Raw genomic sequence first — 18,185 nt, 5'->3', positions numbered from 1 at the left:
GGCAAGCCCGCTCCCACATTTGGATCTCGGTCTAATGTGGGAGCGGGCTTGCCCGCGATAGCGATGGAACATTCAACACTGAACGAACATTGATCGAGAACCCCATGCCTCAACCCCGTCCCTACAAAGTTGCACTCAACGGCTACGGCCGGATTGGTCGTTGCGTCTTGCGTGCGCTGTTCGAGCGAGGGGCGGCGGCCGGGTTTGAAATTGTCGCCATCAACGATCTGGCCGACATGGCCAGCATCGAATACCTGACGCGCTTCGACTCCACCCACGGCCGGTTCCCCGGCGAAGTGCGGATCGACGGCGATTGTCTGCATATCAATGGCAACTGCGTGAAGGTTTTGCGCAGTGCCACGCCCGAGGGCATCGACTGGGCGGCGCTGGGCGTCGACCTGGTGCTGGAATGCTCCGGGGCCTACCACACCCGGGCCGATGGCCAGCGGTTCCTCGACGCCGGCGCGCCGCGCGTGTTGTTTTCCCAGCCGATGGCCAGCGAGGCGGATGTCGACGCCACCATCGTCTATGGGGTCAACCAGGACTGCCTGACCGGTGACGAGTTGCTGGTGTCCAACGCCTCCTGCACCACCAACTGCGGTGTGCCGTTGTTGCGCCTGCTGGACCAGGCGATTGGCCTGGAGTATGTGTCGATTACCACTATTCACTCGGCGATGAACGACCAGCCGGTGATTGACGCCTATCACCATGAAGACCTGCGCCGTACCCGTTCGGCGTTCCAGTCGGTGATTCCGGTGTCCACCGGCCTGGCTCGTGGTATTGAACGCCTGCTGCCGGAACTTGCCGGGCGAATCCAGGCCAAAGCAGTGCGCGTGCCGACGGTGAACGTGTCGTGCCTGGATATCACCATGCAGACTGTCAGCGACACCGACGCCAGCGAGGTCAACCGGATCCTGCGCGAGGCTGCCACCAGCGGCCCGCTCAAAGGCCTGCTGGCGTACACCGAGTTGCCGCACGCCAGTTGTGATTTCAACCACGACCCGCATTCGGCCATCGTCGATGCCAGCCAGACCCGCGTTTCCGGCCCCAGGTTGGTGAATATCCTGGCCTGGTTCGATAACGAATGGGGCTTTGCCAACCGCATGCTGGATGTTGCGGAGCATTATCTGCACATCGCTTCTTCAAAATTAGCCCTTCAAAATCAAGTAATTCAGGAACTGCGACCATGACCGTGTTGAAGATGACCGACCTCGATCTGCAAGGTAAGCGCGTACTGATTCGCGAAGACCTCAACGTCCCAGTCAAGGACGGTGTAGTCACCAGCGATGCGCGAATCCTGGCTTCGCTGCCGACCATCAAGCTGGCCCTGGAAAAAGGCGCGGCCGTGATGGTCTGCTCCCACCTGGGTCGTCCGACCGAAGGTGAGTTCTCCGCCGAAAACAGCCTCAAGCCTGTAGCCGATTACCTGAGCAAGGCCCTGGGCCGCGAAGTGCCGCTGGTGGCTGACTACCTGGGCGGTGTTGACGTCAAGGCCGGCGACATCGTGCTGTTCGAAAACGTGCGCTTCAACAAAGGCGAGAAGAAGAACAGCGACGAACTGGCCCAGCAATATGCTGCGCTGTGCGACGTGTTTGTGATGGACGCCTTCGGCACCGCGCACCGCGCCGAGGGTTCGACCCATGGCGTGGCCAAGTTCGCCAAGGTGGCCGCTGCTGGCCCGTTGCTGGCTGCCGAGCTGGATGCACTGGGCAAGGCCCTGGGCGCACCAGCCCAGCCAATGGCTGCCATCGTGGCCGGTTCCAAGGTGTCGACCAAGCTGGACGTGCTCAACAGCCTGAGCCAGATCTGCAACCAACTGATCGTGGGCGGCGGCATTGCCAATACCTTCCTGGCCGCTGCTGGCCATCCGGTAGGCAAGTCGCTGTACGAGCCGGACCTGTTGGACACCGCCCGTGCCATCGCGGCCAAGGTCAGCGTGCCGCTGCCGGTGGACGTGGTGGTTGCCAAGGAATTTGCCGAAAGCGCCGAAGCGACCGTCAAGCTGATCGCAGATGTGGCGGCTGACGACATGATCCTGGATATCGGCCCGCAAACGGCGGCCAACTTCGCCGAGCTGCTGAAAGCCTCCCGGACTATCCTGTGGAACGGCCCGGTCGGTGTGTTCGAGTTCGACCAGTTCGGCAACGGCACCAAAGTGCTGGCCAAGGCGATTGCTGAAAGCTCGGCATTCTCCATTGCCGGCGGTGGCGACACCCTGGCGGCCATCGACAAGTATGGCGTTGCTGAGCAGATCTCCTACATTTCTACCGGTGGTGGCGCGTTCCTTGAGTTTGTCGAAGGCAAGGTCCTGCCAGCCGTTGAAGTGCTGGAAAGTCGAGCCAAGGGCTGAGTCCCGCAGCCTGGAAAAGGAGCATTCCCATGATCAAGCCATTCGCGCTGGTGATTGCAGCAGGCCTGTTGGCTGGCTGCGGCAGCGCGCCCAAGGCGCCGGCAGACGACGCCCCAGGGGCTGCACCGCACAAGGGCTGCTACCAGGCCGACTGGCAGGCTGAAACCATGCCGGTGATCAGCAAGCGCATAGGGCCCGACGGTCTGGAGAAATACGATTCCCCGCCCAAAGGTAAGGAACAGGGTTGCCCTTGATGGGTCTGATTCACTAACCGACAGCAGTGGCGGCCTCGGGCCGCCGTTCGAGGATTGGCAATGAAAGGCGTTATCGCCCTGGCAGCACTGGCTCTATTGGCCGGTTGTGCCAACCTGAACATGTTCAACAAGGCACCAGCGCAGCAAGAACCATGGACCACCTGGGTATGCGACAGCCAGGCCCAGGTGAACTGGCGGTTTGTCGATACCGACCACAAGCAGGTGGATGTGCGCCTCGGCGGCTCCGACCTGGTGTATCGCCTCAAGGAAGATGTGGCCGCTTCCGGCGCGCTGTACAGCAATGAGCAACTGGCGTTTCACACAAAAGGTGAGGAAGGCCTGGTTTATTGGGTTGCCACCGATGATTTGATCGGCCGGGGCTGCAAGGCCCAGTAATACAGAGCACATGGGATCCGGTTCCAATTCGACAAAGATTGCGAACCGCACCCTGCAATAACGATTCAGCAGGCCAAGGCTCAACCCCTTGATCTGCAATAACTTGAATAGCAGCCGCCGCTACGGCAGGCTTGCACGATTAACGACCCTCGACCGGGAGAGAGACACAATGGCACTTATCAGCATGCGTCAAATGCTGGATCACGCAGCCGAGTTCGGCTACGGCGTCCCAGCCTTTAACGTCAACAACCTTGAGCAGATGCGCGCCATCATGGAAGCCGCTGACAAGACCGACTCCCCAGTGATCGTCCAGGCTTCGGCCGGTGCCCGCAAATACGCCGGCGCACCGTTCCTGCGTCACCTGATCCTCGCGGCAATCGAAGAATTCCCACACATCCCGGTGTGCATGCACCAGGACCACGGCACCAGCCCTGACGTATGCCAGCGCTCCATCCAACTGGGCTTCAGCTCGGTGATGATGGACGGCTCCCTCGGCGAAGACGGCAAGACCCCGACCGACTACGACTACAACGTGCGCGTCACCCAACAAACCGTGGCCCTGGCTCATGCCTGCGGCGTTTCGGTAGAGGGCGAGCTGGGCTGCCTGGGCTCCCTGGAAACCGGCATGGCCGGCGAAGAAGACGGGATCGGCGCCGAAGGCGTGCTGGATCACAGCCAGATGCTGACCGACCCGGAAGAGGCCGCTGACTTCGTCAAGCGCACCCAGGTCGACGCCCTGGCCATCGCCATCGGCACCAGCCACGGCGCGTACAAGTTCACTAAGCCGCCTACCGGCGACGTGCTGGCCATCGACCGCATCAAGGAAATCCACAAGCGCATCCCCAACACCCACCTGGTGATGCACGGTTCTTCCTCGGTACCGCAAGAATGGCTGGCGATCATCAACCAGTACGGCGGCGACATCAAAGAAACCTACGGCGTACCGGTTGAAGAAATCGTCGAAGGCATCAAGCACGGCGTGCGCAAGGTCAACATCGACACCGACCTGCGCCTGGCTTCCACCGGTGCGATGCGTCGCCTGATGGCCACCAACCCGAGCGAGTTTGACCCGCGTAAGTTCTTCGGCGCCACTGTGACTGCGATGCGTGATGTATGTATTGCGCGTTACGAAGCGTTCGGCACGGCCGGTAATGCTTCGAAGATCAAGCCTGTGTCGTTGGAAGCGATGTATCAGCGGTATTTGAAAGGTGAGTTGAACGCTAAGGTCAACTAAGCCTTAGCGTTTAGTCGCGTTGATGAGAAACCCGCCAAGAGGCGGGTTTTTCTATCTTTTCTTTAACTATTAGACGTTGCGCTCTTCGATTCGTAATGTAATATTTTTTCCCACAAGCCCGACGCTACCGCTCACTGTTCGAACAAAAGCGGACCATTGTCTGCCTGCGCTTGGTTCGAGTACGATTTTATTGTACAGTTCTATCTCGCCATCTTTGCAGATCATTTCCAAGTCAGAAACTACATTACCTGTAATGTCGCTAAGTGTTAGGTACTTTCCGTTTTTCTTAAAAGAAAATTGTTCTTTTTTTCTCTTGATTTATAAGCGTTTACGTGTCCGTGGCTGGTGATTCCCAAATAGTGGCCAGGGAAAAAATTACCGTCTGCGCTGGTGGTTATGTACTCCCCATTGCCCACATGTTCAAAGTTAAATACTACTGCGATGCTATGTTCGCCTGTGCTCGCACACAGGTGGTTTGTTTTTACATAGTTAAGCACTGGGAATGGTATTCCGTCGGCGTATTTGGCGTGATCACCGCTTTCATATGTGCCGTTTTCAATTTTTTGGAAACCCAGCCTACAAGTGAGGGGGTATCCGGAAGTGTACATACGAGCAGTGAGAGAGCCTTCCTTGTTCATGATGTACCTCAACCTATATAGATGGATGGCCTTGCTTAGGCCTAGGGTATGACCAATTTTAAATATGTATTTTTTTGGAGTTGCTGTCAGAAATGACAGTGTTTAATGAAGTTTTGCGATAGGTGTTATAAGTGAAATTTTTAATGTACTTAACGAAGGCTGACTGTAAAAGGGGGGCTATTTAACTGCAAAATAAATTTGTTGCTAATATCTCTCCCTCTCCACCCTCCGAGCGCTTAGGGAAACCTGCAGCGATAAGGTTTTTTATGGGTGAAGACTTTTCATTTGAAAGTTTGTGCGTTGAGTTAGGTGTGTGCAAATAGACTGTTTTAAGATTTGGATGAAATATCCTTTGTGTGTTTAATGACGGAAAGTTCTAGGTTTTGCAGGATTTGACAGGTTGAATTTAATGGTTGTTGGTTTATTTTTTATTGTGTGGTTTTTAGCGATTTAGGGCGAGCCATAGAATGTATTTATTTTATTAACTTGTTTGGCGAGGTTTTAAGTCATGGAGTATGATTTTGTAAATCCACCCGTTGTAAGTGCTGAAACTAAAAATGCTTTGGAACGCCGGAAGCATCTGGAATCGATTAAAGGCACGGTGTGGGAAAAATATCCGCCGTTTGAAGGTGGTATGTCGAATAAACCTTTAACCCCTGAGGAAACAAAGCTGCTTCAGCAGTATGACGAGGAGCAGGCTGAATTTGATAGTCGTCACTACTACTTCGAAGAGTCCCCCACAGACGATCAAAGAATCACCTATATAATCGGGCATCGCGGTGGAGACGAGTTCCCAGGTTTTAAAGGCTCGGTTAGCTATGAAGAGTTAGCATCTGGGGTCTTGTCGCAATTAAGAGCCGGTACTTATAAGCGGGGAAGTGGTGCTGCTTATTCCTTGGCTGAATTTGAGAATAATGTGAGGAAGGCCTATGAAAAAGAGTTGAAATTTGGTTGGCTGCGAAAAAATTGATTTTTCGCAGCGGCATCGCCTAGTGGTGATGGGAGCTTCGTGCTCTTATAAAAAGTTGGACTGTAAAGGGGGAGGAACGATTTTACTTTTAAATAGATCTGGCCTCTTTATCTCTTGAGGTTCGGGTTTTTGTACTCGGAATTTGCAGGCACTCACAAACCAATGTGGGAGCTAGCTTGCCCGCGATAGCGGTGTATCAGTCGATAAATGGATGACTGATACGCCCTCATCGCGGGCAAGCCCGCTCCCACATTTGGATGGTGTTCGGCTTATTTATCGACCAGTATTTTGGGGTTTGAATTCCCCCACACCGTATAAAGGTCAGCCAACAACGCCCCATTGATATCCTCTACCTCCGCCTGGGTGGTCTGGACATTCCCCTGCTTGCCAAACAGCACCACCTCATCTCCGCTCTTCACGGTTGGCACATCCGTCACATCCACCATCAGCGTGTTCATCGACACCTTGCCCACCACCGGCACCCGATGCCCGTTGATCAGCACGATGCCTTTATTGGTGAACGCCCGGCGATAGCCGTCGGAATAGCCCACGGTGATGTTGGCCAGTTTTGAATCGCGCTTCAGGGTGTAGGTGCGGTCGTAGCCGACGGTGTTGCCTTTCGGGTAGCTGTTGACCGAGGCCACGTGGGATTTGAACTGCATCACCCGCTTGTATTCGGTAAACGACGGCACGGTGTCGCCAAACAGCAGGCCGCCGGGGCGCACCATGTCCAGGCGGGACTCGGGCACTTCCAGGGTGGCGAAGGAGTTGGCCGCGTGCAGGGTGATTTTACTGCGGTCCAGTTGGGCGACGTCGATCAGCCAATTGGCCTGCTCGTTGAAGGCCTTGAGACCGGTGCGTACGTCGGCGGCGTCTTCGACGGCGAAGTGGGTCATGATCGCCTTCACTTCCAGGTTCGGCACCTTGGTGATGGCTACGGCGTCGCGGCGGCCCTGGGCTGTGGTCATTTCTACGCCATTGCGGCTCATGCCACTGGAGTTCAGGCCCAGGTGTACTACCAGCGGGCGGCCATGATGTTCGGCGATCAGGCTGGCGCGCACGGCGAAGTCGAGGTTGCCCACCAGTTCTTCGACGTTGTACGGCAGCGCCGCTTCCAGTTCGCTCAGGGCGGCAGTACGCACGCGGATCAGTTGACCCTTGAAGCCGCTTTCGCGCACGACGCGGGCTTCTTCATTGCTGGCCACGCCCACGCAAGGCACACCGAGCTTGATCACCGATGGCATCAGCAGGCCAATGCCGTGACCGTAGGCGTCGGCCTTGAGCACGGCGCAGATTTTCGACTTGTCGGCGAGGCTGGTTTGCAGGGTACGGATGTTGTGTTCAAACGCGGCTTTGCTGATCTCAACCCAGGCGTTGCTGTCCTGGATACTGACCTGGGCCACCCCGTCGGTCATCGATAAGGGCGGGGCAGCGAAGGCCGGGTTTTGCAGCAGAACCATACCCATGGACAGGGCGAGTAGGGTGCGAGTGAAGGGCATTGATGAGTCTCCATGACTTTCTTATAGGTAAGCATTGCGCATGCGCGGCGCCATACTCGAATTGTCCTACAAAAAAGTCGAGACCCTGGGTCGCGGTTCTGTCCTAAAGCGTCGTGAGAATGATCAGACTGTCAGTTGTGATCAATATCCAGCTTGGCAAATGTCACCTTGCCGCCTTCCTTGCTGTCGCCACTGTTGTCTTGCACATATACGCCGGCCTTGAAGTACAACGGCTTCTTGCCCCAGGCGGCACCGAGGCGTTCGTTCCATTGGCCGTTGGCGGCCTCGATGCTCAGCAGGCCGGCTTTGTTCAGGTGGATGACGTAGGTGAAGTTGCGCTGCAGGGGCACATTCTCGGCCACGATAATCACCCGGCCTTTGCTGTCATCGGGGCGCATGCGCACCTTGGCGACGATGTTGCCGGTCTGGGTTTTTTCCTTGTATTGATATTCGACTTTGACCAGCGGTTTCTGGCTGTCATAGGCGTGAATCTGACCGATCACGATCTTGCCCGAGGAGGGCACCTGGTTGATGGCCAGGGTGGCGCGCAGGTAGTTGTCGGCCTCTGGGTAGGTCCAGTTGCGCAGCCGGCCGTCGGCATAGGTTTCCCGCAGTTCGCTGCGCGGGTAGATGGCGTTTTCGGTACGGGTACCGGTGACGGGGGACCAGAATTGCACGCTGCTGCCTTCGGCCTGGAAGTATTTGCCATTGAAACCACTGAGCAGTTTGGGGGTGTCGATGGTGGCTGGCGGGGTGCCAACAGGGATGCTCAGGTTCCAGGTGGACAGATCAATCATTGAGTGCGCCTTTGCTGTACGAAAGAAGGGTCAAAAGGCTTTGGCCCAAGGGCTGGCGCGTTCTTTATAAGCGGCTGGTAACGGTTTGTTAATGATTTTATGGCGGTTTATTGGCGCCAGTGGTCTGTCAAAAAGCCATCCTTCCCGTAATCCGTGGGCTGTAGGCGCTGACCGTTAGTCGGTTGTGTGGCCTTTGGCGCAATGATGGCATCGGCGCACCTTCTGCTTTATGGGATCCAAGGCTAGAGTGACTCCACATTGAATGTCCGGTTTTGTCGCAAAAATGACCGGAATGAACCCTCAAGGAAGAGATGCAGCATGGAATGCGCTCCAACCCCGGCCGAAGGCTGCTCAGTGCTCCTGGTGGTCGATGACTACCCGGAAAACCTGATCAGCATGCGCGCGCTCCTGCAGCGCGACGACTGGCAGGTGGTGACGGCAGCCTCCGGCGAGGAGGCCCTGGGGCTTTTGCTCGAAACTGACGTGGACCTGGTGCTGCTGGATGTGCGGATGCCGGGTATGGACGGCTTTGAAGTGGCGCGCTTGATGCGCGGCAGCCAGCGCACCCGCATGACCCCGATCATCTTCCTGAGTGCCACTGAGCAATCGCCCGCCGCAGTGCTGGAGGGCTATGCCAGCGGCGCTATCGACTACCTGTTCAAGCCCTTCGACCCGCTGATCCTCAAGCCCAAGGTCCAGGCCTTGCTGGAGCATCAGCGCAACCGGCGGGCCTTGCAGCGCTTGAGTCATGACCTGGAGCTGGCCCGGGCCTTCAATGCCTCGGTGCTCGACAACGCCGCCGAGGGCATTCTCGTGGTGGGCGAAGACGGGGTGATCAGCTACGCCAACCCGGCTATTTCGCGACTGCTCAACGCCACGGTGGGCGAGTTGCAAGGCCAGGCGTTCCTGGGCTTCCTGCAAAAACCCCATATGCCCGACTGGTTTGCCTGCGAGTTGTACACCGGCTACCTGCGCGGTGAAACCTGGCGCCTGCACGACGCGATCCTGCGCACGGCGCCCGGCCAGCAACTGCCGGTGGCCATGTCCTGTGCGCCCTTGCCCCGCGAACAGAAGGCCATGGTGGTGACCGTGCAGGACATGTCGCAAGTGCGCCATCTGCATCAGCAACTGGAGTCCCAGGCCGTCACTGACCCCCTCACCGGTTTGCTCAATCGGCGTGGTTTCTATCAGACCGTGGAGACGATCCTGTTGCGCAACGAGCGCAGCGAGCATGCCACGGTGCTGCTGTATATGGACCTGGATGGCTTCAAGCGGGTCAATGATTCCGTAGGGCACGATGCCGGCGACCGGGTACTGCGCTGGGTCTCGGAGCAATTGGCGCTGTGCCTGCGCAGTTGCGACATTCTTGGCCGCCTTGGTGGGGATGAGTTCGTCGCGTTGCTGGAACTGGAATACCCGGAGCAGGCTGCCAAGCTTGCCGAACAGTTGATCGAGCGGGTGTCGATCTGCCAGCAAGTGGACGGCCTGGAGGTGATGCTGGGGGTCAGTATCGGCATTGCCATCTTCCCCGATTGCGGCCGCGACCTGAGCGGCCTGCTGCGCGCTGCCGATATCGCCATGTACGAAGCCAAGCGCGCCGGGCGTCAGCAATATCGCTATTACGATCAGGAAATGAACGGCCGGGCCCGCTCGCGCCTGATGCTTGAAAGCAGTGTGCGCGAGGCCATCGACCATAAGCAGGTGACCTTGGTGTACCAACCCCAGGTGTCCCTGGTGGACGGGCACTTGCGCGGGGTCGAAGCCTTGTTGCGCTGGCAGCACCCGAGTGTCGGCGATGTGCCGCCCGGGTTGTTCCTGCCCTTGCTGGAGGAGGCGCGCCTGATCAGTCAGCTCAGCAGTTGGATCTTCCACCAGGTGGCGCTGGCGCGACACGCCTGGGCCCCGGTCATGAGTGACGACTGGGTGCTGAGCGTGAGCCTGAGTAGCAGCCAGTTCAATATGCCCAACCTGGCGACCCAGCTGCAGCAGGCACTGGAGCGACATGGGTTGCAGGGGCGGCAACTGGAAGTGGAAATAGCCGAAGAAAGCCTGATGCACAATATCGAAGAGTCCACCAAGCAGCTCAAGCAACTCCGGCGCCTGGGGGTGCGAATAGCCCTCGATGACTTTGGCTCGGGCAACTGCTCCCTGGCGCATCTGCGTGACCTGGAGTTCGACACGCTCAAGCTCGACCCCGGCCTGGTTGCCCGCGTACTCAACTCGCCACGGGAGGCCGCGCTGGCTCGCAGTATTATCGAGCTGTGTGGGCACTTCGGCTTGCTGGTGATTGCCGAGGGCGTGGAAACCCTTGAGCAATGCCACTGGCTGCAGGCCAATGGCTGCCAATTCATCCAGGGCCCGCTGGTGGCCCCGTCGCTGATGGCCGACGATATTTCCCAGTGGCCGCAGCCTTTCGCGCTGCGCGCAGGCCCCTGCTGAATTCGCTACACTGGCGGCCTCACGCCCCTGCCGTTCGAACCCATGACTGCGCTGAAATACCTCCAGGCCTATCCCGCCGCCCTGCAAGAGCAAGTGCGCCAATTGATCGCCAAAGATCAATTAGGCGACTACCTGCACCAGCGTTACCCCGAGCGCCATGCGGTGCAGAGTGACAAGGCGCTGTACAGCTACGCCCTGGCCCTGAAGCAGGAGCACCTGCGCAATGCACCGGCCATCGACAAAGTGCTGTTCGACAACCGCCTGGACCTGACCCATCGCGCCCTGGGCCTGCACACCACGATTTCGCGGGTGCAGGGCGGCAATCTCAAATCCAAGAAAGAGATCCGCATCGCCGCGTTGTTCAAGGACGCGGCGCCGGAGTTCCTGAAGATGATCGTTGTCCACGAGCTGGCGCACTTCAAGGAATCGGACCACAACAAGGCGTTCTACAAACTCTGCGAATATATGTTGCCCGGCTACCATCAGGTGGAATTCGACCTGCGGGTGTACCTGACCTATCGCGACTTGCAGGGCGCAGCGCGGGATTGAACCAAGAGGAAGCGAGCATGGATGTGAGCAAGACCAAGAGCAGTTTCTACCGCCGCCTGTATGTGGCGTATCTGATCGACAGCCAATTGGCCAGCAGCGTCCCGGCGTTGACCGAAGTGACCGGCATGCCCCGGCGCACGGCCCAGGACACCATCGCCGCGTTGGCGGACCTGGATATCGTCTGCGAGTTCGAGCAGGAAGACGGCGCCCGCAATCATGCCGGGCGCTATCGGATTCGCGATTGGGGGGCGATTGACCGTGGCTGGATCGAGCGCAACCTGGTGCAGGTCAAGCAGGTGTTGGGTTATCCCTGAAACTGGGTTGGCAGGTCTGACGCTATCGCGGGCAAGCCCACTCCCACATTTGATCGCAATCAACCTGTGGGAGCGGGCTTGCCCGCGATAGCATCCTCAAGCGCGCCGCATCCCAATATGCGGAATATCATCCTCCAGGTATTCCTCACCCTCGACCTTGAACCCATATCTGCCGTAGTACCCCTGCAAATGCGCCTGGGCTGAAAGAAAAATCGGTGTCTGCGGCCAGATATCGTCGATCTGCTTGAGGGTTTCCTCCAGCATCTGGTGGCCCAGGCCAGTGCCCCGGGCTGCCTCGGCCACCAGCACGCGGCCGATAACCACGTCACCGCCATGCAGCTCCGGGTCCAGCAGGCGCAGGTAAGCCACCAATTGGTTGTCCTTCCAGGCCATCAGGTGGTGGGTGTCGCCCTCCAGATCCTGATCGTCGATGTCCTGGTAGATGCATTTCTGCTCGACGACAAATACCTCTGCCCGCAGACGCAAAATGGCGTAGAGCTGTTCCTTGCCCAGATCATTGTGGTGCTTGCAAACCCAATCGACAGTCATCGTTCCATCTCGCATAAAGACCTGGCCTGGATAGTAATGCCCTGGCCGGCAACTGTCTTGGGGGGTGGCATAAACACCTGTGAAACCTTATTTTTTGTGAATGACGTCAATTTGCCATCATTGAGTGCTTTCGCGGTTCAGTTCTTTGTGTAATCTGCTGTACACCGCGAGCGATAAGCTACAGTCAGGTGCCTGGGCATTGTTCTTCCAGACGCCATTGCCCGCAAGGAACTGCCCGCTGTGCAAGGACATTAAGCATGCTGCGACTGTCTCGTGCCGTTGCTTTGCTGGTATTGCTGTTGCTGGTCCCGACGGTGGCCGCAGAACGTTTGCGCCTGGTGGCAGATGCATGGCCGCCGTTTACCGATGCGACCCTGCTCAATGGCGGGCTGGCCACCGATATCGTCAGCACCGCCCTGGCGCGTGCCGGCTTTGCCAGCGATTTCGAGCAAGTGCCGTGGGCGCGGGCGTTGATGGGGGTGGGCGACGGGCGTTATGACGTGTTGATCAATGCCTGGTACGACGAGGCGCGTACGCAGTTGGGGCAGTTTTCCGACGAGTACCTGCTCAACCGCGTGCGTTTTATCAAGCGCCGTGATGATCCCATCGAGTTCCAGAACCTGCAGCAACTGCATGACTATCCCGTCGCCGTGGTACGCGGCTACGCCTATTCGGCCGAGTTCGATGCCGATCCCCAACTGCAAAAAGTCCCGGTGCATAACTTCGCCATGGCCGTGCGCATGCTCGCGGCCCGGCGCGTGCGGCTGACGGTCGAGGATGAGTATGTCGCGCGTTTTCACCTGGCGCGGGAATCACCCAGGGTGCGCAACGCGGTGGAGTTCCTGCCCAAGACCTTGAGCGAGAACAGCCTGCATATTCTGGTCAGCCTGAAAAACCCCAGGCATGAGCAGATTGTTGCCGGGTTTGATCGGGAGATTGCCCGGATGAAGGCAGATGGCAGTTATGCGCGTCTTCTCAAGCAACACGGGATGTAGTGTTCTTGAGGCCGCGATCGCGAGCATGCCCGTATTCGCAGATCAAAATGTGGGAGCGGGCTTGTTCGCGATAGGGCTCTAAGCCGCACTGGTTTCCTTGATCAAATGCGCCGCCAGCGTGCGCAACGGCCCCAACTGCCGACAGATCAATGCCAACTGCGTCTGTACCAGGCGCTGTGCTTCGTCGATCTCATCCGGCATCTGCTCCAGCTCCACTGCCAGCGCTTCCTCAGCATCGCTCTGCACCGCAATCGGCTGTTTGTTCGCCAACCCACTGGCGATTTCGTCGATGCTCGTGGCGAGGGTCTTGCCCGCGCCTTCGATCAGGTGCTCGCGCACATCGGCCGGTAGTTGGGTGTCGCGGTGGGCACCCAACCCCGACAGGTAACTGAGCAAGGTGTGGGACAGCACCAGGAAGCGGAAGCCAACGTCGGCTTCCTTACGGAAGTGCCCCGGCTCCATCAGCATATTGGCCAGGGTGGTGGACAGCGCGGCGTCGGCGTTGTGCGCATTGCGCCGGGCCAGGCGGTAGGCCAGGTCGTCGCTCTTGCCGGCGGCATATTGCTGCATGATCTGGCGCAAGTAGATGCTGTTGCAGGTCAGGGTATTGGCCAGCACTTTGTTCAGGCGCCGGCCTTGCCAGTCCGGCAGGAACAGGAATACCGCCAGTCCGGCGATCAGGCTGCCGAGCAAGGTATCGAACAGGCGCGGCAGGAACAGCCCATACCCATCGCCCACCTGGTTGAAGCAGAACAGCACCATCAGGGTAATGGCGGCGGTGGCCAGGGTGTAGCGGGTGGTGCGGTTGATAAAGAACACCAGCCCGGCGGCGATGGCGAACATCGACTGCACCAAGGGGTTAGGGAACAGATCGAACAGGGCCCAGGCCACCGTCAGGCCGATGGCCGTGCCGACGATCCGCTGGCCAAGCTTGCGCCGCGTGGCGCCGTAGTTGGGCTGGCAGACGAACAGGGTGGTGAGGATGATCCAGTAGCCCTGGGACGGGTGGATCAAATGCACCATGCCGTAGCCGACACTCAGCGCCAGGGGCAGGCGCAGGGCGTGACGGAACAGCAGCGAAGTCGGGGTCAGTTGGGTACGCAGGCGCGTCCACATTTCCTTGAGGTTGCGCGGCGAGCGGTCCAGCAGGCTGCTGTCGCTGGCATCTGCCAGGCTGTCTGGGTTGCTGGCGTCGCTGAGCAGGCGGTCGAGGGTCGACAGGTTGGCCGCCAGCGCGCGCAACGAACGCAGCAGGCCACGCCAGGCCGGGTTGCTCTGGATGCGCAGGTGTTCGAGGGAGGCATTCAGGTCGCCCAGGGCCTCGGCGAAGCTGGCGTCATAGACAAACGGCTGGCGCAGCTGGATCGACTCGGCGAGGGCCTGGCAGGCCTTGCCTTGCTGGCGCAGCAGGCGCTGGCAACGGAACAGCACATCGCTGTGGAAGAAGGCTTCGGCCAGGGCGTTGTAGGGGTAGTGGGAGGAACTGGCGCGCTCGTGGATGTCCTGGGCCAGGAAGTACAGCTTGAGGTAGCGACTGACCTTGGAACCCGGCCGGCCATTGCCGACACGGTGCAGGATGATTTCCTTGGCCGCATTGAGCGCCGCCACCACCCGGCCATTTTGTTGCGCCAGCTCCAGGCGCCGCGCTTCGACGTCCAGTTGGCGAATGGGCTCGAACAGCGATGACTTGAGCTTGAGGTAACGCCCCAGCTCGCGAAACAGCCGGGCCAGGCTCTGTTGAACCGGCTGGTTGGAAAACATTGCCTGCCACAGCACCGACAGCGCGCCGTACCAGGCGGCACCGGCCACCAGCAGCAAGGGTTCGTGCCAGAAGTCGGTGACGGCGCCGCCGCGCTGGTCCACGCCGATCATGGTGTAGACCGACAGAATCAAAGTGGCCGAGGCAATGGCGCCATAACGCTCGCCCAGGGCGCCGAGCATGGTCAGGCAGAAACTCGCCAGGGCGATGGCGATGGCAAAAATCCACGGGTAGGGAAACAGCAACTCCACCGACAGCGCCGCCACGCTGAAACACACCAGCGTCACCGCCAGCGCATTGAGGCGGCCCTGCCAGCTGTCATCGGTTTCGGCCAGGGCGCTGGCGATAATCCCCAGGAACAGCGGGATCAGCAGCGACATTTCATCCTGATACCAGCACAGCGCCATGCTGCCGGTGAGGGCGATAAACACCCGTACGCTGTAACTGAACTTATCCAGTGCCCAAAGGCGCCGCATGGACTGCTTGAACGAGGTCGAGGACATGAAGTCTGGGGTCTTCCGGGACGATGCCGCTAAATTGAGCCAGTAATGACGTCACGGCAAGCGTGGCGATCACATTCATAAGCAAAAATTGTTTTGGCACACCCCATCAAACTGTGGGAGCGGGCTTGCTCGCGAATGCGGAGTGTCAGTCGCTGAATGAGCTGACTGACCCACCGTATTCGCGAGCAAGCCCGCTCCCACAGTTGATCACATTACCGTTCAGGCGTACTGCGCCGCCGCATACCCCGAAGCCCAGGCCCACTGGAAGTTGAACCCGCCCAGGTGCCCGGTCACATCCAGCACTTCGCCGATAAAGTACAGGCCGGGGCTTTTCAGCGACTCCATGGTCTTGGACGACACTTCCCGCGTATCCACCCCGCCCAGGGTGACTTCGGCGGTGCGGTAGCCCTCGGTGCCGGCCGGGACCAATTGCCAACTGCCTAGCTTGGTAACGATATCCGCCAGTTCGGCGTGGGTGTACTGCTTCATCGGCTTGGACACAAACCACGTCTCGGCCAGCAGGTTGGCCATCTTCTTGGTGAATATCTCGCCCAGCAGGGTCTTGAGTTCGCTGTTGGGGCGCTCGGCCTGTTGCTGTTGCAGCCAGGCGTGGGCGTCGTGGTCGGGCAGCAGGTTGATTTCTACCGTGTCGCCGGGCTCCCAGTACGAGGAGATCTGCAAAATCGCCGGCCCGCTCAGGCCGCGATGGGTGAACAAAATGTTCTCGCGAAAGCTCTGGTCGTTGCAGCTGACCAGGCAATCGACCGAGGTGCCGGACAGCTCGCCACACAGTTCCTTGAGCTGATCGGTGATGGTAAACGGCACCAGGCCTGCACGGGTCGGCAGCAGTTCATGGCCGAACTGCTTGGCCACCTGATAACCAAAGCCGGTGGCGCCCAGGGTCGGAATCGACAGGCCACCGGTGGCAATCACCAGGGACTCGCAGCGCAGCTCGCCGAGGGTGGTCTGCAGTTGGTAGCCGCTGTCGAGCCTGGCGATCTCCTGGATCGAGGTGTCCAGGTGCAGGCTCACGCCGGTCTGGATGCACTCGTCGAGCAGCATGCCGAGGATGTCGCTGGATTTGTTATCGCAGAACAGCTGGCCGAGCTTCTTCTCGTGGTACGGCACGCCGTGCTTGGCCACCAGCCCGATGAAATCCCACTGGGTGTAGCGGGCCAGGGCGGATTTGCAGAAGTGCGCATTGTGCGAGAGGAAGTTGGCAGGCTCGGTGTACATATTGGTGAAGTTACAGCGGCCACCGCCGGACATCAGGATCTTCTTGCCGGCCTTGTTCGCATGGTCGATCAACATCACCTTGCGCCCACGCCCGGCGGCGGTCAGCGCGCACATCAAGCCTGCGGCGCCAGCGCCAATGATCACAACTTCGGTCGAGCGCAAAACGGTGTCCTCACAAAATATTGATCTCAAATGCAATCAGAAATGTGGGAGCGGGCTTGCTCGCGAATACGGACTGTCAGCCAACCCATCTGGCGACTGGTACACCGCATTCGCGAGCAAGCCCGCTCCCACATTGGATCTCCATTGAATCGAAGAGCTTTACAGGATCCGCACGCGCAACGAGCGGCCCTTGATCTTGCCGTCATTCAAACGCTGCAACGCCTGCTTGGCGACGCTGCGTTCCACTGCCACATAGGCCTGGAAGTCAAAGATCGCGATCTTGCCCACCTGGGCGCCCGGGATCCCGGCTTCACCGGTCAGCGCGCCGAGGATGTCGCCTGGGCGGACCTTGTCTTTACGACCGGCAGCAATGCACAAGGTGCTCATCACCGGCAGCAGTGGCGCGCCGCCCTGGGATTTGAGGTTGCTCAGTTGATCCCAGTTCAGCGGGGCCTTTTGCAGCAGTTCGATGGCCTGGGCACGGTGTGCCTCGGACGGCGCCACCAGGCTGATGGCGATCCCGGTCTCACCGGCACGCCCGGTACGGCCGACGCGGTGAATGTGGATTTCCGAATCGCGGGCCAGTTCGACGTTGATCACCATGTCCAGCGAGTCAATGTCCAGGCCTCGGGCCGCCACGTCGGTGGCCACCAGTACCGAAGTACTGCGGTTGGCGAACATTGCCAGCACCTGGTCACGGTCGCGCTGTTCCAGGTCGCCATGCAGGCCGACTGCAGAAATGCCCTTGGCGGTCAGGTGATCCACGGTTTCCTGCACTTGCTGCTTGGTAAAGCAGAAGGCCACGCAAGAGGCCGGACGGAAGTGCGACAGCACCTTGGTCACCGCGTCCATGCGCTCTTCCGGGGAGATTTCGTAGAAACGCTGCTCGATCTGCTCATCGGAGTGGAACGCTTCGGCCTTGACCTGCTGCGGCGCGCGCATGAATTTGGAGGCCAGTTGCTTGATGCTCACCGGGTAGGTGGCCGAGAACAACAGGGTCTGGCGACGGGCCGGGGTCTTGCTGATGATGTCTTCGATGGCGTCGTAGAAACCCATGTCGAGCATGCGGTCGGCTTCATCGAGGATCAGCGTGTTCAAACCGTCCAGCACCAGCGAACCCTTGCGCAGGTGTTGCTGGATGCGGCCCGGGGTGCCGACGATGACGTGGGCGCCATGCTCCAGGGAAGCGATCTGCGGGCCGAGGGACACGCCGCCGCACAAGGTCAGCACCTTGATGTTGTCTTCGGCGCGGGCCAGGCGGCGGATTTCCTTGGCCACCTGGTCAGCCAGCTCGCGGGTCGGGCACATCACCAGGGCCTGGCAACCGAAGTAGCGCGGGTTGATCGGGTTCAACAGGCCGATGCCGAAGGCGGCGGTCTTGCCGCTGCCGGTCTTGGCCTGGGCGATCAGGTCCAGCCCCTTGAGGATCACCGGCAAGCTTTGCGCCTGGATCTGCGTCATCTCGGCATAACCCAGCGAGTCAAGGTTAGCCAGCATGGCGGCGGAGAGCGGCAAAGTATTAAAAGCGGTGGCGATGGTGG

Annotated in this window: 17 protein-coding genes; 10 read left to right on the top strand and 7 right to left on the bottom strand. The window is 59.3% G+C overall.

Annotated features, from left to right (window positions below):
• The first annotated feature begins 104 nt into the window (after positions 1–104).
• The 5 genes from epd to fba all read left to right on the top strand — a co-directional run bounded on the left by epd (position 105) and on the right by fba (position 4,234).
• The gene (gene epd / locus K1X80_RS26760; protein ID WP_057960854.1) at positions 105–1,190 is read left to right on the top strand and encodes an erythrose-4-phosphate dehydrogenase; all 1,086 of its coding nucleotides are present in this window, start codon (positions 105–107) and stop codon (positions 1,188–1,190) included.
• A complete protein-coding gene (locus K1X80_RS26755) occupies positions 1,187–2,350 on the top strand; it encodes a phosphoglycerate kinase (RefSeq protein ID WP_057440234.1) in 1,164 nt (387 codons plus the stop codon). Before epd ends, K1X80_RS26755 begins: the two co-directional genes overlap by 4 nt.
• 29 nt (positions 2,351–2,379) lie before the next feature.
• On the top strand, positions 2,380–2,604 hold the full coding sequence (locus K1X80_RS26750; protein WP_057440235.1) for a hypothetical protein: 225 nt from the start codon (positions 2,380–2,382) through the stop codon (positions 2,602–2,604).
• 60 nt (positions 2,605–2,664) lie between these two features.
• Complete coding sequence (locus tag K1X80_RS26745; RefSeq protein ID WP_057960853.1) at positions 2,665–3,000, top strand: MliC family protein; 336 nt, start codon at positions 2,665–2,667, stop codon at positions 2,998–3,000.
• Positions 3,001–3,169: 169 nt separating this feature from the next.
• On the top strand, positions 3,170–4,234 hold the full coding sequence (gene fba / locus K1X80_RS26740) for a class II fructose-bisphosphate aldolase (protein WP_029297347.1): 1,065 nt from the start codon (positions 3,170–3,172) through the stop codon (positions 4,232–4,234).
• Between the two features lie 266 nt (positions 4,235–4,500).
• Here fba and K1X80_RS26735 read toward each other — a convergent pair whose 3' ends face one another.
• Positions 4,501–4,872, bottom strand: coding sequence for a hypothetical protein (locus K1X80_RS26735; protein ID WP_198830338.1), 372 nt, complete (start codon positions 4,870–4,872; stop codon positions 4,501–4,503).
• Positions 4,873–5,380: 508 nt separating this feature from the next.
• Here K1X80_RS26735 and K1X80_RS26730 point away from each other — a divergent pair.
• Positions 5,381–5,842: a hypothetical protein gene (locus tag K1X80_RS26730; RefSeq protein ID WP_169990365.1), complete on the top strand. Its 462-nt coding sequence runs from the start codon at positions 5,381–5,383 to the stop codon at positions 5,840–5,842.
• Between the two features lie 269 nt (positions 5,843–6,111).
• Here the strand turns inward: K1X80_RS26730 and alr are convergent, their stop codons facing one another.
• Together alr and K1X80_RS26720 are read right to left on the bottom strand one after the other, a co-directional pair.
• Positions 6,112–7,341 carry an alanine racemase gene (alr, locus tag K1X80_RS26725; protein WP_120734271.1) on the bottom strand — a complete coding sequence of 410 codons (1,230 nt, stop codon included), beginning with the start codon at positions 7,339–7,341 and terminating at the stop codon, positions 6,112–6,114.
• A 131-nt stretch (positions 7,342–7,472) separates the two neighbouring features.
• A complete protein-coding gene (locus K1X80_RS26720; protein WP_057440238.1) occupies positions 7,473–8,138 on the bottom strand; it encodes a polysaccharide lyase family 7 protein in 666 nt (221 codons plus the stop codon).
• Between the two features lie 318 nt (positions 8,139–8,456).
• On the opposite strand from K1X80_RS26720, the gene K1X80_RS26715 reads away from it, so the two are divergent.
• The 3 genes from K1X80_RS26715 to K1X80_RS26705 are packed head-to-tail and all read left to right on the top strand — an operon-like array spanning position 8,457 to position 11,440.
• Entirely contained in the window at positions 8,457–10,577 is a 2,121-nt protein-coding gene (locus K1X80_RS26715; RefSeq protein WP_186624956.1) for a bifunctional diguanylate cyclase/phosphodiesterase, read from the top strand.
• Positions 10,578–10,619: 42 nt separating this feature from the next.
• Positions 10,620–11,126, top strand: coding sequence for a M48 family metallopeptidase (locus K1X80_RS26710; protein ID WP_057440240.1), 507 nt, complete (start codon positions 10,620–10,622; stop codon positions 11,124–11,126).
• Between the two features lie 17 nt (positions 11,127–11,143).
• Positions 11,144–11,440: a helix-turn-helix domain-containing protein gene (locus tag K1X80_RS26705; RefSeq protein ID WP_038444032.1), complete on the top strand. Its 297-nt coding sequence runs from the start codon at positions 11,144–11,146 to the stop codon at positions 11,438–11,440.
• 96 nt (positions 11,441–11,536) lie between these two features.
• Here the strand turns inward: K1X80_RS26705 and K1X80_RS26700 are convergent, their stop codons facing one another.
• Positions 11,537–11,989 carry a GNAT family N-acetyltransferase gene (locus K1X80_RS26700; RefSeq protein ID WP_057960849.1) on the bottom strand — a complete coding sequence of 151 codons (453 nt, stop codon included), beginning with the start codon at positions 11,987–11,989 and terminating at the stop codon, positions 11,537–11,539.
• Between the two features lie 257 nt (positions 11,990–12,246).
• Between K1X80_RS26700 and K1X80_RS26695 the strand changes: the two genes are divergently transcribed.
• Positions 12,247–12,984 (top strand): ABC transporter substrate-binding protein, encoded by a 738-nt coding sequence (locus K1X80_RS26695; protein WP_057440242.1) that lies wholly within the window; start codon positions 12,247–12,249, stop codon positions 12,982–12,984.
• A 78-nt stretch (positions 12,985–13,062) separates the two neighbouring features.
• Here K1X80_RS26695 and yccS read toward each other — a convergent pair whose 3' ends face one another.
• The 3 genes from yccS to dbpA form a co-directional block, all read right to left on the bottom strand.
• Positions 13,063–15,246: a YccS family putative transporter gene (yccS, locus tag K1X80_RS26690; protein ID WP_057440243.1), complete on the bottom strand. Its 2,184-nt coding sequence runs from the start codon at positions 15,244–15,246 to the stop codon at positions 13,063–13,065.
• A gap of 219 nt (positions 15,247–15,465) precedes the next feature.
• Positions 15,466–16,644 (bottom strand): NAD(P)/FAD-dependent oxidoreductase, encoded by a 1,179-nt coding sequence (locus K1X80_RS26685; RefSeq protein ID WP_220172583.1) that lies wholly within the window; start codon positions 16,642–16,644, stop codon positions 15,466–15,468.
• Positions 16,645–16,803: 159 nt separating this feature from the next.
• Positions 16,804–18,141: an ATP-dependent RNA helicase DbpA gene (dbpA, locus tag K1X80_RS26680; protein ID WP_232545553.1), complete on the bottom strand. Its 1,338-nt coding sequence runs from the start codon at positions 18,139–18,141 to the stop codon at positions 16,804–16,806.
• Positions 18,142–18,185 lie beyond the last annotated feature (44 nt).

It is taken from the genome of Pseudomonas sp. So3.2b, from assembly GCF_019464415.1.
GTDB classification, from domain to species: Bacteria; Pseudomonadota; Gammaproteobacteria; order Pseudomonadales; family Pseudomonadaceae; genus Aquipseudomonas; species Aquipseudomonas shahriarae.
This window is presented reverse-complemented; position numbering and strand designations above follow the sequence as displayed.

Excerpts from the sequence above, each read along its gene's own strand:
- epd (WP_057960854.1), top strand. The coding sequence starts at position 105 with ATGCCTCAACCCCGTCCCTACAAAGTTGCACTCAACGGCTACGGCCGG.
- K1X80_RS26755 (WP_057440234.1), top strand. The coding sequence starts at position 1,187 with ATGACCGTGTTGAAGATGACCGACCTCGATCTGCAAGGTAAGCGCGTA.
- K1X80_RS26750 (WP_057440235.1), top strand. The coding sequence starts at position 2,380 with ATGATCAAGCCATTCGCGCTGGTGATTGCAGCAGGCCTGTTGGCTGGC.
- K1X80_RS26745 (WP_057960853.1), top strand. The coding sequence starts at position 2,665 with ATGAAAGGCGTTATCGCCCTGGCAGCACTGGCTCTATTGGCCGGTTGT.
- fba (WP_029297347.1), top strand. The coding sequence starts at position 3,170 with ATGGCACTTATCAGCATGCGTCAAATGCTGGATCACGCAGCCGAGTTC.
- K1X80_RS26735 (WP_198830338.1), bottom strand. The coding sequence starts at position 4,872 with ATGAACAAGGAAGGCTCTCTCACTGCTCGTATGTACACTTCCGGATAC.
- K1X80_RS26730 (WP_169990365.1), top strand. The coding sequence starts at position 5,381 with ATGGAGTATGATTTTGTAAATCCACCCGTTGTAAGTGCTGAAACTAAA.
- alr (WP_120734271.1), bottom strand. The coding sequence starts at position 7,341 with ATGCCCTTCACTCGCACCCTACTCGCCCTGTCCATGGGTATGGTTCTG.
- K1X80_RS26720 (WP_057440238.1), bottom strand. The coding sequence starts at position 8,138 with ATGATTGATCTGTCCACCTGGAACCTGAGCATCCCTGTTGGCACCCCG.
- K1X80_RS26715 (WP_186624956.1), top strand. The coding sequence starts at position 8,457 with ATGGAATGCGCTCCAACCCCGGCCGAAGGCTGCTCAGTGCTCCTGGTG.
- K1X80_RS26710 (WP_057440240.1), top strand. The coding sequence starts at position 10,620 with ATGACTGCGCTGAAATACCTCCAGGCCTATCCCGCCGCCCTGCAAGAG.
- K1X80_RS26705 (WP_038444032.1), top strand. The coding sequence starts at position 11,144 with ATGGATGTGAGCAAGACCAAGAGCAGTTTCTACCGCCGCCTGTATGTG.
- K1X80_RS26700 (WP_057960849.1), bottom strand. The coding sequence starts at position 11,989 with ATGACTGTCGATTGGGTTTGCAAGCACCACAATGATCTGGGCAAGGAA.
- K1X80_RS26695 (WP_057440242.1), top strand. The coding sequence starts at position 12,247 with ATGCTGCGACTGTCTCGTGCCGTTGCTTTGCTGGTATTGCTGTTGCTG.
- yccS (WP_057440243.1), bottom strand. The coding sequence starts at position 15,246 with ATGTCCTCGACCTCGTTCAAGCAGTCCATGCGGCGCCTTTGGGCACTG.
- dbpA (WP_232545553.1), bottom strand. The coding sequence starts at position 18,141 with ATGCTGGCTAACCTTGACTCGCTGGGTTATGCCGAGATGACGCAGATC.